The sequence below is a fragment of the Synechococcus sp. RS9907 genome, assembly GCF_014279615.1.
GTDB lineage: Bacteria > Cyanobacteriota > Cyanobacteriia > PCC-6307 > Cyanobiaceae > Parasynechococcus.
This window is the reverse complement of record NZ_CP047944.1, coordinates 1337410-1356046: the sequence shown is the minus strand read 5'-3', so window position 1 is coordinate 1356046 and position 18637 is coordinate 1337410. Positions and strand designations below refer to the sequence as shown.

Below are 18637 nucleotides of genomic sequence, written 5' to 3'. Positions count from 1 at the left end.
TGCCCGTGGTCCGCCCCACTGCGCCTGTATTGCTGCTTTGCGGCTACTACGGAGAGCACAACCTCGGCGACGATGCCCTGCTGCAGGTGCTGGTGTCGTCTCTTCCCGAGCCGCAGCAGCTGTTGATCACAGCCCGCGATCCAGCTCCCGTTCTGGCCTTGGCTCCGTCGGCGCACACGGTGAACCGCCGTTCTTTGCGGCGCTGTCTACGTGCGGCCCTGAGGGCTGATGTTCTGGTGCTTGGTGGCGGGAGCCTGCTGCAGGACAGCACCAGCTTCAGCAGCCTCGTTTATTACCTGCTGCTGATGACGGTTGCCCGCCTTGGTGGCGCCGAGGTGGTTCTCTGGGGGCAGGGCCTTGGACCCTTGCGGCGTCGGATCAGTCGCCTGTTGGTTCGCACGGTGTTGCCCTTCTGCAAGGCAGCAAGTTGGAGGGATCAGCGCTCCTTTGATTGGGCCCAGCGTTGGGCCCCAAAGCTGCCGATGGTTCTGGCCGCCGATCCGGTCTGGCAGATGCCGGCGCGCCCTTGGCTTGGTGGCGACGCCATCGTGCTCAGCTGGCGTCCCACACCTTTGCTGGATTCCGCGGGCTGGCGTTGCTTAACCGAAGCCCTGGATCGGCTTGGTGCCGACTTGGATGCGCCGGTGATCTGGCTGGCCTTTCATCACCATCAGGACGCACCCCTGTTGCAGCAGCTGAGTGATCAAGGTCTGCTGCCGGCGCGATTGAAGGCGCGCAGCTCAACCCTGGTGCCCCAGTCCCTGGAGGCTGTGTCCGATCTGGTGCAGCGGGCGCGCCTGGTGCTGCCGATGCGGTTACATGCCCTGATCCTGGCCCGACTGGCCAACAGCCCCATGGCTGCCCTCAGCTACGACCCGAAGGTGGAGGCTGCAGCGGCCATGGCCACGGTGCCCTGCATCCCCTTGCGCTCGCTTCCCTCTGTGGATGATCTGCTGACGCTTTGGCGGTCCGAGGTGGACCGTCCAGCCGATCCTGATCAGACCGAAGCCCTGCGCCGCCAGGCGTCAGCGCACAGCGAGCTTCTCAATCGGATGGCAGCCGATTTGACGGCAGACGACGGCCGCTGACGGCATCGAAGCGATGCTCACAAGCGCTGGGCCAACTGATGCGTGGCTCAGCCTCGATCGCTGTCTCTCCGGGGCAGACCAGCCGCAGGTCGCCGCGATCGCAGCGCACCAGCAGCATCTGGTTGGCTCCGAACCATTCACGGCTGAGGATCGTGCAGGGTGAGCCCGCGGGATCGAGCCTTAGATCGTCCGGTCGGATACCGGTGATCACTCCATCTCTGGCTGGCAGCAGATTCATCTGCGGGCGGCCGATGAACTGGGCGACGTAGGTGCTGGCCGGTTGCAGGTACAACTCGCGGGGTGTTCCGATCTGTTCAATCCTTCCCTCGCGCATCACAGCGATGCGATCCGCCAGCGCCATCGCCTCCTGCTGGTCATGGGTGACGTAAACCACAGGCTGCTCACCGCCGATCATCAGGCGGCGCAATTGAGGCCGCAGGTCCTCACGCAACTGGGCATCCAGATTGCTCATCGGCTCATCGAGCAGATAAACGAGGGGGTCCCGCAACAGGGCTCGGGCCAGGGCGACGCGCTGGCGCTGGCCGCCGGACAGTTGTGAGGGCCGTTGCCGGGCTTGCCCGCTGAGCTGCAACACCTCCAGCACGCCGCGGATTCGTTCATCGCGGGTGGCGGCGCTACCGCCCCGCATCCGCAGCCCCAGTTCGAGGTTGTCCCACACATTCAGATGCGGGAACAGGGCATAGCTTTGAAACACCATCCCCACCCGGCGATGCTCAGCGGGCACGTCGACCATCTCCGCACCATTGATGCGAATCGACCCTTCATCGGGGTGATCGAGCCCGGCGATCAGACGCAGGGCCGTGCTTTTCCCACAGCCGCTGGCCCCCAGCAGAGCGACGCATTCGCCGTTGGCCACATCGAGGTCGAGCTGGTGGAGAACCTGTCGCTCGCCGAAGCGCTTGTTGATGGCCCGAAGTTGCAGTGTCATCCCTTGATGGCTCCGTTGGTGAGTCCACTGACGATCTGGCGCTGAAACACCAGCACCAGCACCAGAAGAGGAATGGCACCGAGCACGGTGGCTGCCGCGTAGGTGCCGTAGGGGACGGAATAGGTGGATGATCCCGCAATTCGGGCCATCGCCACCGGCAATGTGAGCAGATCGCTGCGGCTCAGCCAGGTGAGCGCCACGGGGTATTCGTTCCAGGCGAACAGGAACACCAGGATTGCCGTGCTGGCGGAGGCCGGTGCAATCAAGGGGAGCAGCACCCAGCGCAGCCGCTGCCACAACGACAATCCCTCCAGCTTGGCTGCGTCTTCGAGGTCGTTGGGCAGGGCTTCAAACGCCGCCGTGAGCAGCAGCAGAGCCAGAGGCATCGACAAAGCGCTGTAGGGAATGGCGATGGCGATCAGGTTGTTGCCGAGGGCAAAGGTGCGGGCCAGTTCGAGCAGCGCCAGAAACAGCAGCACATAAGGGAACAGAGCGGCGCCCACCACGGCAGTGCGGAGGATTCCTTTCAACTGCTGAGGCAGCTTTGCCAGTCCGTAGGCGGCGGGGATGGCCAGCATCAAGGTGAGCAGTGTGGTGAGGGAAGCCACCAAGCTGCTGTTGAGCAGGTAACGCCAGAAGGGTGGATCGGTGCTGAGCAGATCCCGGTAGTTGTTCAGCGTCCAACGGCTCCAGAAGCTCAGTTGGTCATTGACCAGAGCATCTGCGGTGGTGAAGGAACTCAGCAGCTGCCACAGCATCGGAGCGAGGGACCAGACCAGCAGCAGTGCAATCCAGAGGGAACGTCGTGTCATCAGTCCACGTGTCATCGGTCCAGGGACCGCAACAGACCGAAGCTCCTCAGCAGCAACGTGCCCGCAAGAATTAGCGCGGTCAGCAATAGGAATCCCGCGAGCATCACCGTGGCGCTGTAGCCGAAATCGAGGAAGCGCATGCCGTTGAGGTAGGCATAGAGGGCGATGCTTTCGGTGCTGCCGGCGGGACCGCCACCAGTCAGCACCTGCACCAGATCAAACACCCCGAAGGCCTGGGCCAGACGGAACAGCAGGCTCAGCAGGATGTAAGGGAGCAGCAGCGGCAGGGTGACCCTGCGAAGCGCCTGAAGGGGCGTTCCCCCTTCCAGGCGAAAGGCGCTGTAGAGGTCGACGGGAATGCTCTGGAGTCCCGCCAGAAGAATCAGCGTGATGAAGGGCGTTGTTTTCCAGACATCCGCAATCACGGTCACCAGCCAGGTGATCGATGGGGTGGACAGCAGATCCAGGGAGTTGAGGCCAAGGCTTCGTGCCAGCACCTCGATCGGGCCGTAGGGGGTGTTGAAGATCCAGCGCCAGCCCAGGGCCATCATTGTTGTGGGCAGGGCCCAGGGCAGCAGGGTCAGGGCCCGAACAGCTCCCCTGCCGCGCCAGCGTTGATGCAGCAGCAGCGCAATGGCCAGGGCCAACAGCAACTCCAAACCCACTGAGATCAGGGCGAATCGCGCGGTTTGTCCGGCATCCAGCCAGAAGCGCTGATCAGCCGCCAGTCGCCACCAGTTGGCTCCGCCGTTGGCCACCGGTTCAAGGCCGGTGAGAACGGAATCAGCGTGGAAGCTCAGCCAGGCGTAGCGCAGCATCGGCCAACCGAACACCACCGCGATCAACAGCAGCGCAGGTGCAGCCAGGAGCATCGTCATGGCGTGGCTCCCGCAGCGCGCAGCAGAGTCTGGCTCCGCTGCTGACTGGTGGCCATGGCCTCATCGGCGGACCCGGCAGCGGTGAACAAGCCGTTGAGTTCTCGCTGCACCACATCGCTCAACTGGGCATACAGCGGGGTTGGCGGTCGAACCACCGCATGGTTCAAGGCCACCAGCAGGTCCGGCAGCACGGGAGAGGCCTTCAGCATCTCCGGGTCGTTGAACAGATCCGCCTGAATGGGGGTGTAGCCGTTGTTGAGAAAGCGCTGCCGCTGGGCGTTTTCGCTGGTGAGGTAGCGAATCGCTTCCACCGCTGCTTCCTTGTGCTGCGATTGGCGCATCAGGCTCAGCCCCCAGCTGCCGAGGGTGGCCCCGGGACGTTCACCCGGTTGCGCCACCATCAGGCTGATGCCGACGTTGCCCTTCACCGCGCTGTCGTCTTTCTGCAGTTCAGCCCAGGCGTAGGGCCAGTTGCGCATCAGAGCGGCATCACCGGCCTTGAAGGCCTGAAGCGACTCCGCCTCGGCGTAATTGGTCACGGCGTATGGGCTGACGCCTTCGCTGATCAGACCGTTCAACCAGGCTGCTGCGGCCGTTGCCTCAGGCGAATCGAGCTCCATGACGTTGGTGGTGGTGTCCATCCAGTCACCGCCGAAGCCCTCCAGCACTTCAAGGAAGTCGCAGCTCAATCCTTCGTACTGACGCCCCTGCCAGACAAAACCATTGGCAACGGCCTGGCTTTCAACCAGGCGTCCGGCAACCTCCACCAGCGCATCGGGCGTTGTTGGTGGCTGCTCCATCAGATCCGTGCGCCAGTAGAGCAGTCCCACATCGGCCACCAGGGGCCAGCGGTAAAGATGGCCGTCGTAGTCATTGCCCAGCCGTGCCCCTTGCACCAGCTGCTTCTGGTCGCCCTCACCAAACCAGGGATCCAGGGCTTCCAGCCAGCCGGCGGCTGCATATTTTGGCAACCAGGTGACATCCATCAACAGCGCGTCGAACGGCGCATCACCGAGCAAAAGACTGCTGATCGCCAGGTCTGAAATCGATTCCGTGTTCAACGGACCGCGAATCAAGCTGAGATTAATCCGGCCGCGATGCTCGCGGTTGAAGGCTTTCACCAGATCGGCACTGGCATCGGTGAAGGACGACGGCATCAGGATGCTCACCTCCTCCGCGCGCGAGGAGGCTGAACCAACCAGAACACCCAGGGCCATCACCAGCGCCAAGGCACCGCCCAAGAGCCAGCGGCGCAGTTTCATTGCGGGGTGGAGGGCGACAGGCCAGACATCTGTTCCTCGGCCCAGTCGCTCACCGTGTAGTTCTCCACGGCATCGGTCATGCGGCTCATGCGGTCGCGCTGCTCGTCTTCATCCATTTCCAGTGCCGATTCGATGGCCTCATCCATGCGGCGATTGGAATAGGGATTGGTGAGCACGGCGCCATCCAGCACGACCGAGGCTCCGGTGAATTCCGAGAGCACAAGAACGCCGCCACGGTTGCGTCGAGCTGCGGCGTACTCCTTGGCCACCAGATTCAGGCCATCCCGCAGCGGAGTGATCCAGCAGACATCGGCATGGCAGAACCAGGCGATCATTTCGTCGTAGGGGATCCGGCGGGTGGAAAAGCGGATGGGCACCCAATCGATCTGGCTGAAGCGGCCGTTGATGCGTCCGGCCATCTCCTCGATTGATCGTTGGGTGTCTTCGTAGATCTTCATTCCACTGGCAGCGGCCACACAGGCCAGCATCAGCACCACCTGGCCATGCAGATCCTTGCGTCGTTCCAACAGCCGTTCAAAAGCCAGCAGCAACTCTTCGTTGCCCTTGGTGTAATCCACCCGACTGGCAGAGAGGATCAGTTTTCGGCCTTTTTTGGTGTCTTGAACGATCAATTCGCCATGACTTTCAACCGACGGGCTCCAGCACAATTCCTGAATCAGATCCGGTGAGGTGCCCACCGGAGAGCTGAGCAGCTGAATGGTGCGACCGTTGTGCTCGAGGTGACTGGTGACCGTGCCTTCCGAAAGGGCGGTTCCCACCTCAATGAATTTCTTGTCCACCGGCACTTTGGGCCCTCGTTTGGCGCCCACCAGGGTTGTGGCGGCGCGGGCAAAGTTTTCGGTGTAGCGGGGAATGTGGAAGCCGACGACATCACAACAGAGCAAACTTTCCAGGATCTGCTCACGCCAGGGAAGGATGGCGAAAACATCATTCCCCGGGAAAGGAGTGTGATGAAAAAAGGCAATCTTCAGGTCTGGACGTTCGGCTCGGATGTAACCGGGAGCCAGCCAAAGGTTGTAGTCATGCACCCACACCGTTGCACCCTCGGCGGCTTCAGCGCATGCCGCCATGGCGAAACGTTTGTTGACCTCTTCAAAGATCTTCCAGTTCGCGTTGTTGACATTGAAATATGTTGGAAATGTATGAAGTATTGGCCAGAAGCATTCTTTGGATGTGATGTGATAAAAACTGGAGATCTGTTCATCTTCCAGGGGGATTCGGCACAGAGTGAACGGTGAAGGGTGTTCCATCTCAAACCGTTCTGTACCCTCATTCGACTGATCGTCGACCCGTCTCCAGGCAATCCAAGTGCCTTTTTCGCAGCTACGGAAGAGGTTGCGAAGGGTTGGAATAATTCCGTTAGGGCTTTTCTGATCGACCCATATTCTTTTCCCGTTCTTGTCTTTTGATTCGTCGAACGGCGTGCGGTGATAGAGGATTACAAATGAACTCTGACCCGCACCCATTTATTCGAACAACGCTTCGTTCGGTCCACCATTCAGCAAAAGCGCTCTTTTGTCAAACGGCGGCTTTGGTCTGAAAAGACAGCAACGAATCCAGCACCTCGCGGGCGTGACCGTTGGGTCGAACCGCCACCCAGCGTTCACGCAAGACCCCGTCCGGATCGATCAGAAAGGTGTGGCGCAGCGAGTACGGCGCCATCCACGACCCGTAGGCCTTGCTCACGGTCCCGTCGGGATCGGACAGCAGGGGGAAGCTCAATCCTTCGCTCTCACAGAAGGATTCATGGTCGTCAACGCTGTCGGCGCTGATGCCGATCACTTCCGCACCGGCCTGAAGGAAGTCGTTGTGAAGGCTTTCGAAGCCCCGGGCTTCGATCGTGCATCCGCCGGTGAAATCCCTTGGATAGAAGTAAACCGCGAGCCAGCGGCCGCGCAGATCACGGCTGCTCCATTGCTTCCGATCGGGTTCGGACTGACTGGATCCGGGCAGATCGAAATCAGGCACGGTTGTACCCGTTTCCAAAACAACACCCCCGAGGGCCGAAGCCCGCGAGGGTGTGAGCGTCAGAGCTGCAAGGAAAAGGCCGGACTTGACTAGTAATTCCCGCCGATTCACCCGTTCAAGATCTCAGATCTTGGCCAGGTTAATGCCCAGAGACTTGGCGTAGGCGCCCAGGCCTTTCTTCTGGATGGTTTTGAGGGCGCGGGTGGTCACACGCAGTTTCACCCAGCGGTTGCCTTCCGCCCACCAGAGGCGACGCTGCTGCAGGTTGGCCTGCTGCAGCTTCTTGGTGCGGATGTGGGAATGGCTCACGGCCATGCCGTTGTTGGCGCGAGTACCGGTGAGCTGACACACCCGTGACATGACGATGTCCTTCTACTGAGAGGTTGTTTGGAGCTGAAAAACCAGTTCCAAACAACCAATTTAGCAAAAGGTCTTCAGGTCAAAGTCCTCTCTGCATCAAGGCACCCATCAATTCAGCGCTGCGGGTCTGGAAACCGGCCAGCTCATTGGGCTCCAGACCCCCGACGCCCAAGCGCGCCATGTCATACAGATGGCGGGCCACATCCTCGGCCAGGCTTGCGGTCGGCGATGTTTCCGCCGCTCCCACCAGCACGCCACCGGCACGCAACTTCAGCATCCCCTCCACAAGGGGGTGGCGCCGGTTCACCAGCAGCACGTGATGCTCGGGAAGGCCCGGCAGGCGTTGTTCCATCAGGGCGCCCATGTCGTTCAGCCGGCGCATCTGTTCCGGCAGAAGAATCATGGCCGGCGGTGCCCCCTCGGCTTTCAGGGCCTGCACCTGAACGGTCACCTTGTCGTTGCCAAGGGCCGCTTTGATCAGATCACGCAGTCGGTCTGACTCCGTGGTGCCGTCTTGATCGGTGAGTTCGGCATCGTTGTCCTTCAGGCTTTCGTCCAGTTCCGAGTCGACGCGCTGGAAGGTGAGTTCCTCATGGCGATGCTCCAGCCAGGGGATGAACTGGGTGTCGATCACCGTCTCCAGTTTCAGCACTTCCGCGCCCTGGGAGGTCCAGAGGTTGAGCGCACCGGCCTGGGCAACGTCATCGGTGCTGTACAGCACACGTTTGTTTTGATCCGCGGCCAGGCGGCTGCGGTATCCCTCCAGGGTGGTGAATGCACGGCCATCGCAAGCGATCGGGTCAGCGTCGTCCCCTTCACCAGCGGCGGCGGTGGTGGCGAACAAAATCAACTCAGACACCTGCTCGGCGAACTTCTCGTCCTCCATGGCGCCGATCTTCACGAAGGGTGCCAGGGCATCCCAGGCCTCGGCATAGCCCTTGGGATCCTCCTTTTTCAGATTCCGCAGCCGGTCCGACACTTTCTTGGCGACGAAATTGCCGATGGAGCGAACGCGTCGGTCGGTCTGCAGAGCACTGCGGCTCACGTTCAGGGGGATATCGGGTGAATCGATCACCCCCCGCAGGGGCAACAGGTAGCGCGGAACGACCTCCTTGATCGAATCGCTGACGAACACCTGGTTGCAGTACAGCTTGATTTCTCCCTTCTCCCAGTCGGCACGACCGGTTTGCTTCGGGAAAAACAGGATGCCCTGGAGGTTGTAGGGGTAGTCGGTGTTGAGGTGAACCCAGAGCAGGGGATCGCCCTGGAAGGGATACAGGTAGTGGTAAAGATCGATGTAGTCCTGATCGCTGAGATCTCTGGCGCTTTTTCGCCAGGGGGCATCCATCTTGTTGATGGTTTCCCCTTCCAGCTGCACCGGTAGTGCCATGAAGTCGCAGTAGGTGTTGATCAGGGTGCGGATGCGAGCCGGCTCCAGATATTCGAGCTCGTCCTCCATCAGATGAAGGATCACGTCCGTGCCGGGCTGCTCTTTCTCGGCGGCAGTGAGGCTGAAGTTCGGAGATCCATCACAACTCCAGCGCACGGCTTCAGCCTCGGGCCGGGCTGAACGGGTCAGCAGCTCCACCCGTTCGGCCACCATGAAGCTGGAATAGAAGCCCAGGCCGAAGTGGCCAATGATGGCGTCGTTTTCCTGTTTGTACTTCTCCAGGAAATCCTCGGCGCTGGAGAAGGCCACCTGATTGATGTAGCGCTTCACCTCATCGGCGGTCATGCCGATGCCGTTGTCGCTGATGGTGACGGTCTTCGCCTCTCGATCCACCGTGATCCGGATGGCTCCGTCATCCCCTTCGCTGCAATCGCCGGCCATGGCCGCCATGCGGCGCTTGCTGATGGCATCCACGCCATTGCTCACCAGTTCCCGAAGAAACACCTCATGGCCGGAATAAACGGCCTTTTTGATGATCGGGAAAATGTTTTCGGTGTGGATCTGAATCTGACCCTGTTCCTCCAGCACCGCCATTCCTTTGCTGTGAAAAACCAGACACTAGAGACAGGTTTTACCCAGGCTCAACGGCTGTTTCAGGGGGTTCTCCGTACCTTCGTGCCTCCGTCCCTTGGCCCAGATCAGGGCGTCTTCTGCAGGTCGGGGCGCTCTTCAGCGACGATGGCCCCCTCAACGGGACACACCTGCAGGCAGATCCCGCAATCGATGCAGGTGTCGAAATTGATCCAGTAGAAGTCAGTGCCCTTCTTGTTCTTTCCTTTGCCTTGGTCGATACAGGCTACGGGGCAGGCATCAACGCAGTCAGCGATGCCCTCGCAAACGTCAGTGACGATGGAATGAGCCATGGAGGTCCTGCTGCACAGCGGGATCCTAAGGATCGACCCAATCCAGCTGCAGTCCACCCTGGGCCTTCGCCTGCTGCTCAGCCTCCTGCTTGGACGCCAGGGGTTCCAGGGCCATCACAGCGGTGCGTCCCTGCTCGTGCCAGCCGCGCTGACGCTCCATGGCGGATTCCAGATTCGAGGCCGTTGAAAAAGCAACGAGAACATCGGAATGCTCCTGTTCGGCAGCATCCAGGTCTGATATCAGTTCGCGGATCGGATCGATCGCGAGGCTGAACCCTGCGCCAAAAGCTCGGTCATCCGTTGCGCCGCAACGGCGCACCAGATCGTCGTAGCGTCCGCCGCGGGCAATCACCACCGGTGAACTACGGCCATCACAGACCAGCTGGAACACCAGGCCGGTGTAGAGCTCGAAATGGGGTTGAAAGGTTGGATCCAGCTGGATCGTCACCGCCTGAGCCTGAGCTGCCGAGGCGAGATGCGCACAGAGGCGCCGCAGCTCATCGAAGACCGGCTGTTCCCCGCAGAGACTGCCGAGCTGCCTCAGCACCTGGTCGGGGGTGCCACGGCAGTCCAACAAGGAGAGCAGCCTGGTCTTCTCAGCGTCGGCCAGATCGAAGCCCTCGATGGCCAACCGGTCGAAATCGATCAATGCCGTGCGGATTTGATCACGCAACGCACCGCTGAACGGACGAAGCACCAGATCCATCAGAGCGGTGTGACCCAGCAACAGCCTTGGTTTCTGGCTGGCCTGCAGCCCCAGGGTCTGAACGGAGGCCATCAGCAGGCTCAGCAGCTCCATCTCCGCCTCGCTGCCACTGACGCCGAACAGTTCAACGCCGCTCTGAAGGTTTTCCTCAATGCACTGACCACCCTCATCGGCGGAACGGGTGCGAAACACCGTGCCAGAGGCCCAGAGCCGCAGCGGTCTCTGGCGATCTGCAAATCGGGTGCAGGCGGCTCTGGCGATGGATGCCGTCATCTCCGGGCGCAGCCCGAGGGGGTCATCAGCCACCAGACGAACAATGTCTGAGCTGTCGATGGCACCGCCGGCCATCAGGGTGGCCAGGCGTTCCACCCGGGGTGGCGAGACCTCGTCGTAGCCCCAGAGGCGGTAGACCGACGCCAGACGTTCCGTCAGCTGTCGGTTGGTCTCCACCTGACGTGGATTCAGATCCTTTGCGCCAGCTGCAGGTTGCAGCGCCATCTCACGTCCTCTCGGCCACGCCTCAGGATCCCATGGCCGTGACCTCTGGCGCTCCGAAGGCGGCTCCAGGCAGTGGTTGCACCTGAGACAGCCCCTCGGTGATCGCCGCATGCAGGCTGGCGCCAGCGGCCACGACCCGGCCACTGGAGAGGTCGAAGGGTCGATTGCCATAGCTGGTGACGGTTCCACCGGCCAGATCCACCAACGCCACACCAGCGGCCAGATCCCAGGGAGACAGGCCCCGTTCCCAATAGCCGTCCTGGCGGCCAGCGGCCACGAAGGCCAGGTCCACCGCTGCAGCACCGCCCCGGCGCACGCCGTGGGTGCGATGGGTGAACCAGCAGAACTCGGCGTAGTTGTTGTCGAGTCGGGTGTGCCGGTCGTAGGCGAACCCGGTGACCAGCAGCGAGTCTTCGAGCCGATCACAACTGCTGACTTGCAGTGGGCTTTCGTTGCAGAACGCTCCGACCCCCGGTGCCCCCCAGTACATCTCCTTCAGAAAGGGCACAGCAATGGCCCCGAGGATGGGCTGCTGGCCCATGGTGAGCCCGATCGAGGTGGCAAAGAAGGGGTAGCCGTGGGCGAAGTTTGTGGTCCCATCGAGGGGGTCAACACACCACCTCAGGCCGTCCTGCTGACCGGCTGCCCCGCTTTCCTCGGCCAGCACAGCAATCTCAGGGGTTTGCTCCGCCAGCAGCTCCAAGACGATGCGTTCGGCAGCAAGGTCGGCATTGGTGACCAGGTCGCCGATGCGGCCTTTGCTTTCGATGGACGACAGGCGCCCGTAGTGGCGCATCAGTTCCTGGCCACCGGCATCGGCCGCTGAGCGGGCCACGCCGACAAGACGCTCCAGATCGCTTGGGTTGAGCCCGGCTTCGTGGGCGGCACGGGTGCAGATCGATTTCGGCATGTTCACTCCTCTTCGAGGGGAATGCGAGCAGTAACGCGCCCTTTGCCGAAGTGGCGACCGAACTGCAGCTCGTACACCTCATCCTCATCCTGGGTTTCAGCCTCCAGGGGCCCGATGGCGCGGGCCACGCAGAGCAGGCCGTAGCCCTTGTCCCTCAGCTCCCGCGACAGACCCATGGCTTCGCGCTGGTCGAGGTTGCCGCTCTGCACGCGAACGGCGCACTCCGTGCAGCATCCGTTTCTGCAGGAGAAAGGAAGTGGGTCACCCTGCTCTTCGAAGCTGTGAAGGATGTAGTCCCCCTCAGGCACGTCGTGGGTGATGGTGCGACCCTCCTGGCGCCAGTGAATCGTGATCCTGTGGCTGGGACGCATGAAGGTCTGCTGGCAGTGCCCTGCTACATTCTCACCTGCCCCATTTAGCCGGTGGAGAGCTGGCCGAGTGGTCGAAGGCGCAGCACTGGAAATGCTGTATAGGGGCAACTCTATCGAGGGTTCGAATCCCTCGCTCTCCGCTTCTCCGGTCCTTCAGGACCGGATTTTTTTTGCCCTTTTCTAGGCCTGAAGGCCCAATCACGGCCCTGCTCGGGCCGGCTCGGCGATCAGCCGAAACGACCGGAAACGTAGTCCTGGGTGGCCTGCTGTTGGGGGGCGTTGAAGATCTTGTCGGTCTCGTTGAATTCCACGAGGTAACCCACCTTTCCTGTTCCGCCTTCAACGGCCTCTGCGTTGTAGAAGGCGGTCATGTCGCTGACGCGAACGGCCTGCTGCATGTTGTGGGTGACGATCACGATGGTGAAGCTCTTTTTGAGCTCATGCATCGTCTCCTCGATCTTCAACGTTGAGATGGGATCAAGAGCTGAACAGGGCTCATCCATGAGGATGACCTCCGGTTGAATCGCGATCGTGCGCGCGATGCAGAGGCGCTGCTGCTGTCCGCCGGAGAGCGAATACCCGCTTTCATTCAGCTTGTCTTTGCACTCATCCCAAACCGCCGCCTGGCGGAGGGAACGCTCAACAAGCTCATCCATGTCTCCGGTGTAGCCATTGATGCGAGCGCCGAAGGCGATGTTTTCGTAGATGCTTTTCGGGAATGGGTTGGGTTGTTGGAACACCATTCCGATCCGGCGGCGCACCTCCACGGGATCAATCCTGGGCCCGTAGAGGTCTACACCTCCAAACAGGATGCTTCCCTTCAGTGAGCAGCCTTCGATCAGATCGTTCATCCGATTCAATGAACGAAGCACCGTGGACTTTCCACATCCGGATGGGCCAATGAAGGCTGTCACCTTGCCGCGGGGAATCTCGCAGTAGACGTTTTTGACGGCTTCGAAATTGCCGTAGCTGATCGTGACGTTCTGCAGTGAAAGGGCGACGTCTGCGTTGTGGGACTCGGTGGCTTGGGGCTGTTGAAGAGTCGTCATTGTTTTATGTAGAAGAAGGTTTATTTGGCAGCAAATCGCGCCAGCCAGCGAGAGAACAGGTTCAGGGCCAGGATCATCACCACGAGCACAAACGATGCGGCCCACGCCAGCTCGTTGTGAAATTCGTAGGGCATGATCGCGAAGTTGTAGATCATCACCGAGAGGGTCGCGATTGGAGCGAAGATTCCATCCGGTGTGAGCAGATCCGACCAGAACGGTGAGAACAGAGCGGTGAAGATCAAGGGAGCTGTTTCCCCTGCTGCTCGGGCGATGCCCAGCACAACCCCTGTGGCTATCGGGGTTAATGCGGCAGGCAGGGTGATTCGAACAACGGTGACGAACCGGGATGCCCCCACCCCGAGGGCACCACGCCGGAGATCGTCGGGCACCAGCTTCAGACCTTCATCAGTGGTTTTGATCACTGTGGGAAGCATCAGCACCGCCAGTGCCATGCCGCCGGCCACGGCGCTGTAGGCGTTTCCGAACAGGATTCGACTGGTGACGATCGTGCCGTAGATGAAAACGCCGGCGATGATCGATGGCACCCCGGCCAGCACATTGGTGCCGAAGCGGATGAACTGAGCGAACCATCCCGAACGGGAGTATTCAGCCAGAAAAACTCCGCCGCCGACGCCCACCGGAACGGCGATCAGTGCAGCGATGGCCGTCACCACCAGCGTTCCAACGATTGCATTGGCGATGCCGCCGTCTTCGAGGCCTGGCGGTGGTGGGAGTTGCGTCAGCAGGGCCAGGCTGATCTTGCTGCCCCCCTGCACGAGCACGTAGCCCAGCACAAGGATCAGGGGCAGAACAGCAATCGCGGCAAACAGGGCTGCCAGAAACGAGAGCGCCCTGCTGCTGATGTTTCTGCGTTGAAAGGGTTTGTAGCTGAGGTCAGATGCTGACTCGGCCTTGTTGTGGGTGAGCGTCTGTGTCATGTCAGTACTTCAGGCTCAAACGCTTCACGATCCACTGGGCAAAAATATTCACGCACAGGGTGAGAACAATCAGCACGAATGCTGCGTACATCAGTGATGACACCTGGGAGCCATCCGCCTCACCAAATTGATTGGCCAGCATCGCTGCGATGGTGTTGCCAGGGGCCAGCAGCGAAACGCTGAAGTTGTTGGAATTGCCGATGATCATGGTCACGGCCATGGTTTCGCCCATGGCGCGGCCCAAGGCCAACATCACACCACCAATGATTCCGGAAATCGCTGCCGGGAGAATCACATTGATGATGGCTCCCCAGCGGGTTGTGCCTACCCCATAGGCCGCCTGGCGTAGTTGCGGGGGAACCTGATTCAGGCAATCACGGGAGATCGCCGTGATGATCGGCAGGATCATCACCACCAGGATCAACATTGCGGGAATGGTGCCAGGACCCATAGGTGGGGTGCTGAACAGGGGGAACCAATTGAACAGCTGATAAAGAAGTTCCAGCCCAGGCCTGATGAACGGTTCCATCACAAAAATGGCCCAGAGGCCAAGCACCACCGATGGAATCGCCGCGAGCAGTTCCACCATCAGGCCGATCACGTCCCTGATCCGCTTGGGAATGATGTTTTCGGTGATGAAAATGGCTGTGCCCACACCGAGGGGCACCGCGATCATCAACGCGAGCAGTGATGTGATCAAGGTGCCGTAGATCGCGGCTCCGGCCCCGTACTGATCGTCCACGGGATTCCAGTCTGAGGTGACCAGAAATTGCCATCCGTAGCGGGCCATGGAATCCAGGCTCCCCTGGAAAACCACCACAAGGATTGAGAACAGAACGATCGCCACAACGGAGGCCATGGCGATGGCGAGGTTTCTGAAACTGATGTCCACCAGCTTTTCCGCTGGTGGACGGCTTCGGAGCAAGTAACGACTGTCCGGGTCGGACATGCATCCAATGGCGCGCCCTTACAACGTATGACCCGAACCGTTTGGGGGCATTAACAACCGCTTAAGGGAGGGACTGGAGCCGGTTTGAACCTGCCGTTAGCGTGGGGATCAAGTTTTCAGGGATATGGGGCGGATCGTCGGAATCGATCTGGGGACCACCAATTCGGTTGTCGCTGTGCTGGAGGCAGGTCGTCCCCACGTGATCGCCAATGCCGAGGGCGGCCGAACCACCCCATCCGTTGTCGGATACACCAAGGATCAGGAACTGTTGGTGGGTCAGCTGGCCCGGCGCCAGCTGGTGCTCAGCCCCCGCAACACCTTCTCGAACCTGAAGCGGTTCGTCGGCCGTGACTGGGACGAACTGGAAGACAGCAGCCTCTCTGTTCCCTACACGGTGCGTGCCAACGACCAGGGGCAGGTTCGGGTGCCCTGTCCGGTGACCGAGCGGGAATACGCGCCCGAAGAACTGGTGGCCAGCATCATTCGCAAGCTCGTCGATGACGCGTCCACTTATCTGGGTGAACCGGTGGAAGCGGCCGTGGTGACCGTGCCCGCTTACTTCAATGATGCGCAGCGCCAGGCCACCCGCGATGCTGGACGCCTGGCGGGCATCTCGGTGGAGCGCATTCTCAATGAGCCCACTGCAGCTGCTCTGGCCTATGGCTTTGACCGCAGCGCCGTTAAACGGGTTCTGGTCTTCGACCTTGGTGGCGGCACCTTTGACGTGTCGCTGCTGCGCATCGCCAACGGCGTTTTTGACGTCAAGGCGACGAACGGTGACACGCAACTCGGCGGCAATGATTTCGATCAACGCATCGTCAACTGGCTGGCCGATGCCTTTGAAGAGGAGCACAAGGTTGATCTGCGCCGCGATCGCCAGGCCCTGCAGCGGTTGACGGAAGCGGCTGAGAAGGCGAAGCAGGAACTCTCCGGTGTGCTGAGTACACCGATTTCGCTTCCTTTCATCGCCACCGGCAGCGATGGTCCGCTGCACATCGAAACCCGCCTGGACCGCTCCACTTTTGAAGGGCTCTGCCCCGATCTGCTGGATCGTCTGCTGAGTCCAGTTCAGGCGGCGCTGCGCGACTCCGGTTGGTCGGCTGATGACATCGATGACGTCGTGCTGGTGGGTGGTGCCACGCGGATGCCGATGGTTCAGCAACTGGTGCGCACCCTCGTGCCGATCGATCCCTGCCAATCGGTGAATCCCGATGAGGTGGTGGCCATCGGTGCTGCGGTTCAAGCCGGAATCCTCACCGGTGAACTCAGGGATCTGCTGCTCAACGACGTCACCCCCCTGTCGCTGGGACTGGAGACCATCGGCGGATTGATGAAGGTGCTGATTCCCCGCAACACGCCGATCCCCGTGCGTCAGTCCGATGTGTTCAGCACCTCGGAAGCCAATCAGTCGTCCGTGGAAATCCACGTCTGGCAAGGGGAGCGCCAGATGGCGACGGACAACAAATCTCTCGGTCGTTTCCGCCTCTCCGGGATTCCACCGGCCCCGCGGGGGGTGCCCCAGGTGCAGGTGGCCTTCGACATCGATGCCAATGGCCTGCTGCAGGTCAGTGCCACCGACCGCACCACCGGTCGCAAGCAGTCGGTGTCGATCCAGGGCGGCTCAAACCTCAATGAGGAGGATGTGACCGCTCTGCTGGCGGAAGCGGAAGCGAGGGCTGATGAGGACAGGCGCAAACGCAATCAGATCGAACGCCGCAACCGGGCTCAGACTTTGCTTGCCCAGGCGGAACGGCGGCTGCGGGATGCCTCGCTCGAGCTGGGGCCCTATGGCGCTGAACGGCAGCAACGGGCCGTTGAAATGGCCATGCGTGACGTGCAGGACTGCCTCGCCAATGACGACCTCCAGGAGCTTGATCTCTGCGTGAGTGGTCTCGAGGAGGCGATGTTCGGGCTGAACCGCCGGCTGTCAGCGGAACGTCAGGCCGATGGCAGCCCGCTTCAGGGGATCCGCAACACCCTGGGCTCCCTCAAGGATGAGCTGTTTGCCGATGACTGGGACGACGACCCCTGGGGTCCCCCCAGCCGTCCGGGTGACCGTGGCCGTGGTCTGAGCCGGCGTGAACCTGCACCTTGGGACGATGACATCTACCGCTGAGCCTGATTACTGGTCTCTGCTGGGGGTTGATTCCGACTGCACGGATCAGCAACTGAAACGGGCCTTTCGCCGGGAGGCGCGCCGCTGGCACCCTGATCTCAACAGCAACGATCCCGTTGCTGAAGAGCGCTTCAAGCTGGTCAATGAGGCCTATGCGGTGCTCAGCGATCCCCGCCGGCGGGAGGCCTGGCAGCGGGGGGGTGGCTCCCGTGCGGATGTTGCCGATCCCTTTGCCCAGGGCTTTCCAGATTTTGAGGACTACCTCGATGTGATCTTCGGCGGTGGAACAGGACGTTCCTCCGTTGAGGTTGAGGACGAGCCCGATCCCCCCTTCCGCGGTGATGGCGCCAGTGGTGATGACGCCAGCCGGGAAGCCAGAGGCCATGAACCTCCGGTGTCGGCACCGCCGCCGCCGCCGCCGGTGCGTGCCGTGGAAGATCTCGAGTCGGTGGTTCATCTCACCCCGGATCAGGCTCTTCAGGGAACCGTGGTGGAACTGACGCTCGATGACGGCACCGTGATCGAGCTGAACACGCCCCCCTTTGCCGGGGATGGCTGGCGTCTGCGGCTTGAAGGCGTTGCCCCCGGCGGCCGTGATCATTTCCTGCAGCTCCGCGTCGTGACCGATGACGGCCTGCGGATTGATGGTCTGCGGGTGCTCTACAAGCTGATGCTGTTCCCACCGGATGCAGCCCTCGGTTGCGCCGTTGATGTGCCGACCCTGGATGGTCCTGTGACGCTGCAGGTTCCTCCAGGCTCATCCAGTGGACGTTTGCTGCGGCTGCGGGGGCGCGGGCTGCAGCTGGATGACGAGCGGGGTGACCAGTTGGTGGAGATCGTTGTGGTGATTCCGTCGGATCTGGGTGATGCGGAACGGGCCCTCTACCGACGTCTTCAGGAACTGGCGAGTGAATCCGAGCAGGGTGGTTGACGATGGGTGAGACTCCGGTCCGGTTGATCTGACGGTTTTCCCGATGCGCGTCCATGTCCTGCTCTTTGATGCCGGTACGGATAGCGAAGGCATCCACTCGCTTGAAATCGCCGGACGAACCGTGGTTCTGCTGTTTGAGAACCCCGACGATGCCGAGCGATATGCCGGTCTTCTGGAGGCCCAGGACTTTCCGGTTCCAACGGTGGAGGCCCTGGATCGGGAAGACGTAGATCTGTTCTGCCGTGAGGCCGGTTACGAGGCCCGGCTGATCGAGTCGGGCTTTGTGCCCAGCAATGACGAGGAGCGTCTGTTCATGGCGCCGCCCCAGAGCAACCGCGATGTGAGCAACTGGAAGGACGACTTGCTTGCGAACGACCCGGTTTCGCTCGAGGCTGTTTCTGACGGCGGTGTGGCAGAGCAGCAGGGCGTGGAGCCCGCGCTCCAGGGGCTGGAGACCGAACCGGAATCGAATCCTGAACTGGATGAGCTGCGTCGGCGCCTGGAGGGTCTGCTCTGAG

Annotated in this window: 19 protein-coding genes and 1 tRNA gene; 5 read left to right on the top strand and 15 right to left on the bottom strand. The window is 61.3% G+C overall.

What is annotated here, in order from left to right; all coding sequences use genetic code 11:
- The first annotated feature begins 5 nt into the window (after nt 1-5).
- Nucleotides 6-1088: a polysaccharide pyruvyl transferase CsaB gene (gene csaB / locus SynRS9907_RS07275; RefSeq protein WP_188020517.1), complete on the top strand. Its 1083-nt coding sequence runs from the start codon at nt 6-8 to the stop codon at nt 1086-1088.
- Here the strand turns inward: csaB and SynRS9907_RS07270 are convergent.
- From SynRS9907_RS07270 to SynRS9907_RS07215, 12 genes are all read right to left on the bottom strand, one after another.
- Nucleotides 1045-2037 carry an ABC transporter ATP-binding protein gene (locus tag SynRS9907_RS07270; RefSeq protein ID WP_188020516.1) on the bottom strand — a complete coding sequence of 331 codons (993 nt, stop codon included), beginning with the start codon at nt 2035-2037 and terminating at the stop codon, nt 1045-1047. The genes csaB and SynRS9907_RS07270 overlap by 44 nt on opposite strands.
- Nucleotides 2034-2849: a carbohydrate ABC transporter permease gene (locus tag SynRS9907_RS07265; RefSeq protein ID WP_188020515.1), complete on the bottom strand. Its 816-nt coding sequence runs from the start codon at nt 2847-2849 to the stop codon at nt 2034-2036. The genes SynRS9907_RS07270 and SynRS9907_RS07265 overlap by 4 nt, the downstream gene beginning before the upstream one ends.
- A gap of 11 nt (nt 2850-2860) precedes the next feature.
- Nucleotides 2861-3727 (bottom strand): carbohydrate ABC transporter permease, encoded by an 867-nt coding sequence (locus SynRS9907_RS07260; protein ID WP_188020514.1) that lies wholly within the window; start codon nt 3725-3727, stop codon nt 2861-2863.
- Nucleotides 3724-4989, bottom strand: a complete 1266-nt coding sequence (locus tag SynRS9907_RS07255; protein ID WP_188020513.1) for an ABC transporter substrate-binding protein — start codon at nt 4987-4989, stop codon at nt 3724-3726. Before SynRS9907_RS07255 ends, SynRS9907_RS07260 begins: the two co-directional genes overlap by 4 nt.
- Nucleotides 4986-6476, bottom strand: coding sequence for a glucosylglycerol-phosphate synthase (gene ggpS / locus SynRS9907_RS07250; protein WP_115132673.1), 1491 nt, complete (start codon nt 6474-6476; stop codon nt 4986-4988). Before ggpS ends, SynRS9907_RS07255 begins: the two co-directional genes overlap by 4 nt.
- 52 nt (nt 6477-6528) lie before the next feature.
- The gene (locus SynRS9907_RS07245) at nt 6529-7089 is read right to left on the bottom strand and encodes a peroxiredoxin (RefSeq protein ID WP_188020512.1); all 561 of its coding nucleotides are present in this window, start codon (nt 7087-7089) and stop codon (nt 6529-6531) included.
- A 12-nt stretch (nt 7090-7101) separates the two neighbouring features.
- Complete coding sequence (gene rpmB / locus SynRS9907_RS07240) at nt 7102-7338, bottom strand: 50S ribosomal protein L28 (protein ID WP_006850205.1); 237 nt, start codon at nt 7336-7338, stop codon at nt 7102-7104.
- Nucleotides 7339-7417: 79 nt separating this feature from the next.
- Nucleotides 7418-9322: a molecular chaperone HtpG gene (gene htpG / locus SynRS9907_RS07235; protein WP_188020511.1), complete on the bottom strand. Its 1905-nt coding sequence runs from the start codon at nt 9320-9322 to the stop codon at nt 7418-7420.
- A gap of 104 nt (nt 9323-9426) precedes the next feature.
- Nucleotides 9427-9651 (bottom strand): ferredoxin family protein, encoded by a 225-nt coding sequence (locus SynRS9907_RS07230; protein WP_006851587.1) that lies wholly within the window; start codon nt 9649-9651, stop codon nt 9427-9429.
- A gap of 25 nt (nt 9652-9676) precedes the next feature.
- Nucleotides 9677-10855 carry an ATP phosphoribosyltransferase regulatory subunit gene (locus tag SynRS9907_RS07225; RefSeq protein ID WP_188020510.1) on the bottom strand — a complete coding sequence of 393 codons (1179 nt, stop codon included), beginning with the start codon at nt 10853-10855 and terminating at the stop codon, nt 9677-9679.
- 22 nt (nt 10856-10877) lie between these two features.
- Complete coding sequence (locus SynRS9907_RS07220) at nt 10878-11765, bottom strand: inositol monophosphatase family protein (RefSeq protein ID WP_188020509.1); 888 nt, start codon at nt 11763-11765, stop codon at nt 10878-10880.
- Between the two features lie 2 nt (nt 11766-11767).
- The gene (locus tag SynRS9907_RS07215; protein ID WP_114989241.1) at nt 11768-12136 is read right to left on the bottom strand and encodes a 2Fe-2S iron-sulfur cluster-binding protein; all 369 of its coding nucleotides are present in this window, start codon (nt 12134-12136) and stop codon (nt 11768-11770) included.
- A 53-nt stretch (nt 12137-12189) separates the two neighbouring features.
- Here SynRS9907_RS07215 and SynRS9907_RS07210 point away from each other — a divergent pair.
- Nucleotides 12190-12276, top strand: a tRNA-Ser gene (locus tag SynRS9907_RS07210).
- A gap of 87 nt (nt 12277-12363) precedes the next feature.
- Here SynRS9907_RS07210 and pstB read toward each other — a convergent pair.
- The 3 genes from pstB to pstC are packed head-to-tail and all read right to left on the bottom strand — an operon-like array spanning nt 12364 to nt 15072.
- The gene (gene pstB, locus SynRS9907_RS07205) at nt 12364-13185 is read right to left on the bottom strand and encodes a phosphate ABC transporter ATP-binding protein PstB (RefSeq protein ID WP_114989240.1); all 822 of its coding nucleotides are present in this window, start codon (nt 13183-13185) and stop codon (nt 12364-12366) included.
- Nucleotides 13186-13205: 20 nt separating this feature from the next.
- Complete coding sequence (gene pstA, locus SynRS9907_RS07200) at nt 13206-14123, bottom strand: phosphate ABC transporter permease PstA (protein WP_188020508.1); 918 nt, start codon at nt 14121-14123, stop codon at nt 13206-13208.
- 1 nt (nt 14124) lies between these two features.
- Complete coding sequence (gene pstC, locus SynRS9907_RS07195; RefSeq protein WP_188020507.1) at nt 14125-15072, bottom strand: phosphate ABC transporter permease subunit PstC; 948 nt, start codon at nt 15070-15072, stop codon at nt 14125-14127.
- Between the two features lie 124 nt (nt 15073-15196).
- Between pstC and dnaK the strand changes: the two genes are divergently transcribed.
- Genes dnaK through SynRS9907_RS07180 form a run of 3 tightly spaced genes read left to right on the top strand, consistent with a single transcriptional unit; the run spans nt 15197 to nt 18636 of the window.
- The gene (gene dnaK, locus SynRS9907_RS07190) at nt 15197-17188 is read left to right on the top strand and encodes a molecular chaperone DnaK (RefSeq protein WP_188020506.1); all 1992 of its coding nucleotides are present in this window, start codon (nt 15197-15199) and stop codon (nt 17186-17188) included.
- Entirely contained in the window at nt 17172-18119 is a 948-nt protein-coding gene (locus tag SynRS9907_RS07185) for a DnaJ domain-containing protein (protein ID WP_188020505.1), read from the top strand. Before dnaK ends, SynRS9907_RS07185 begins: the two co-directional genes overlap by 17 nt.
- Before the next feature lie 43 nt (nt 18120-18162).
- Complete coding sequence (locus SynRS9907_RS07180) at nt 18163-18636, top strand: DUF3110 domain-containing protein (RefSeq protein WP_188020504.1); 474 nt, start codon at nt 18163-18165, stop codon at nt 18634-18636.
- Nucleotide 18637 lies beyond the last annotated feature (1 nt).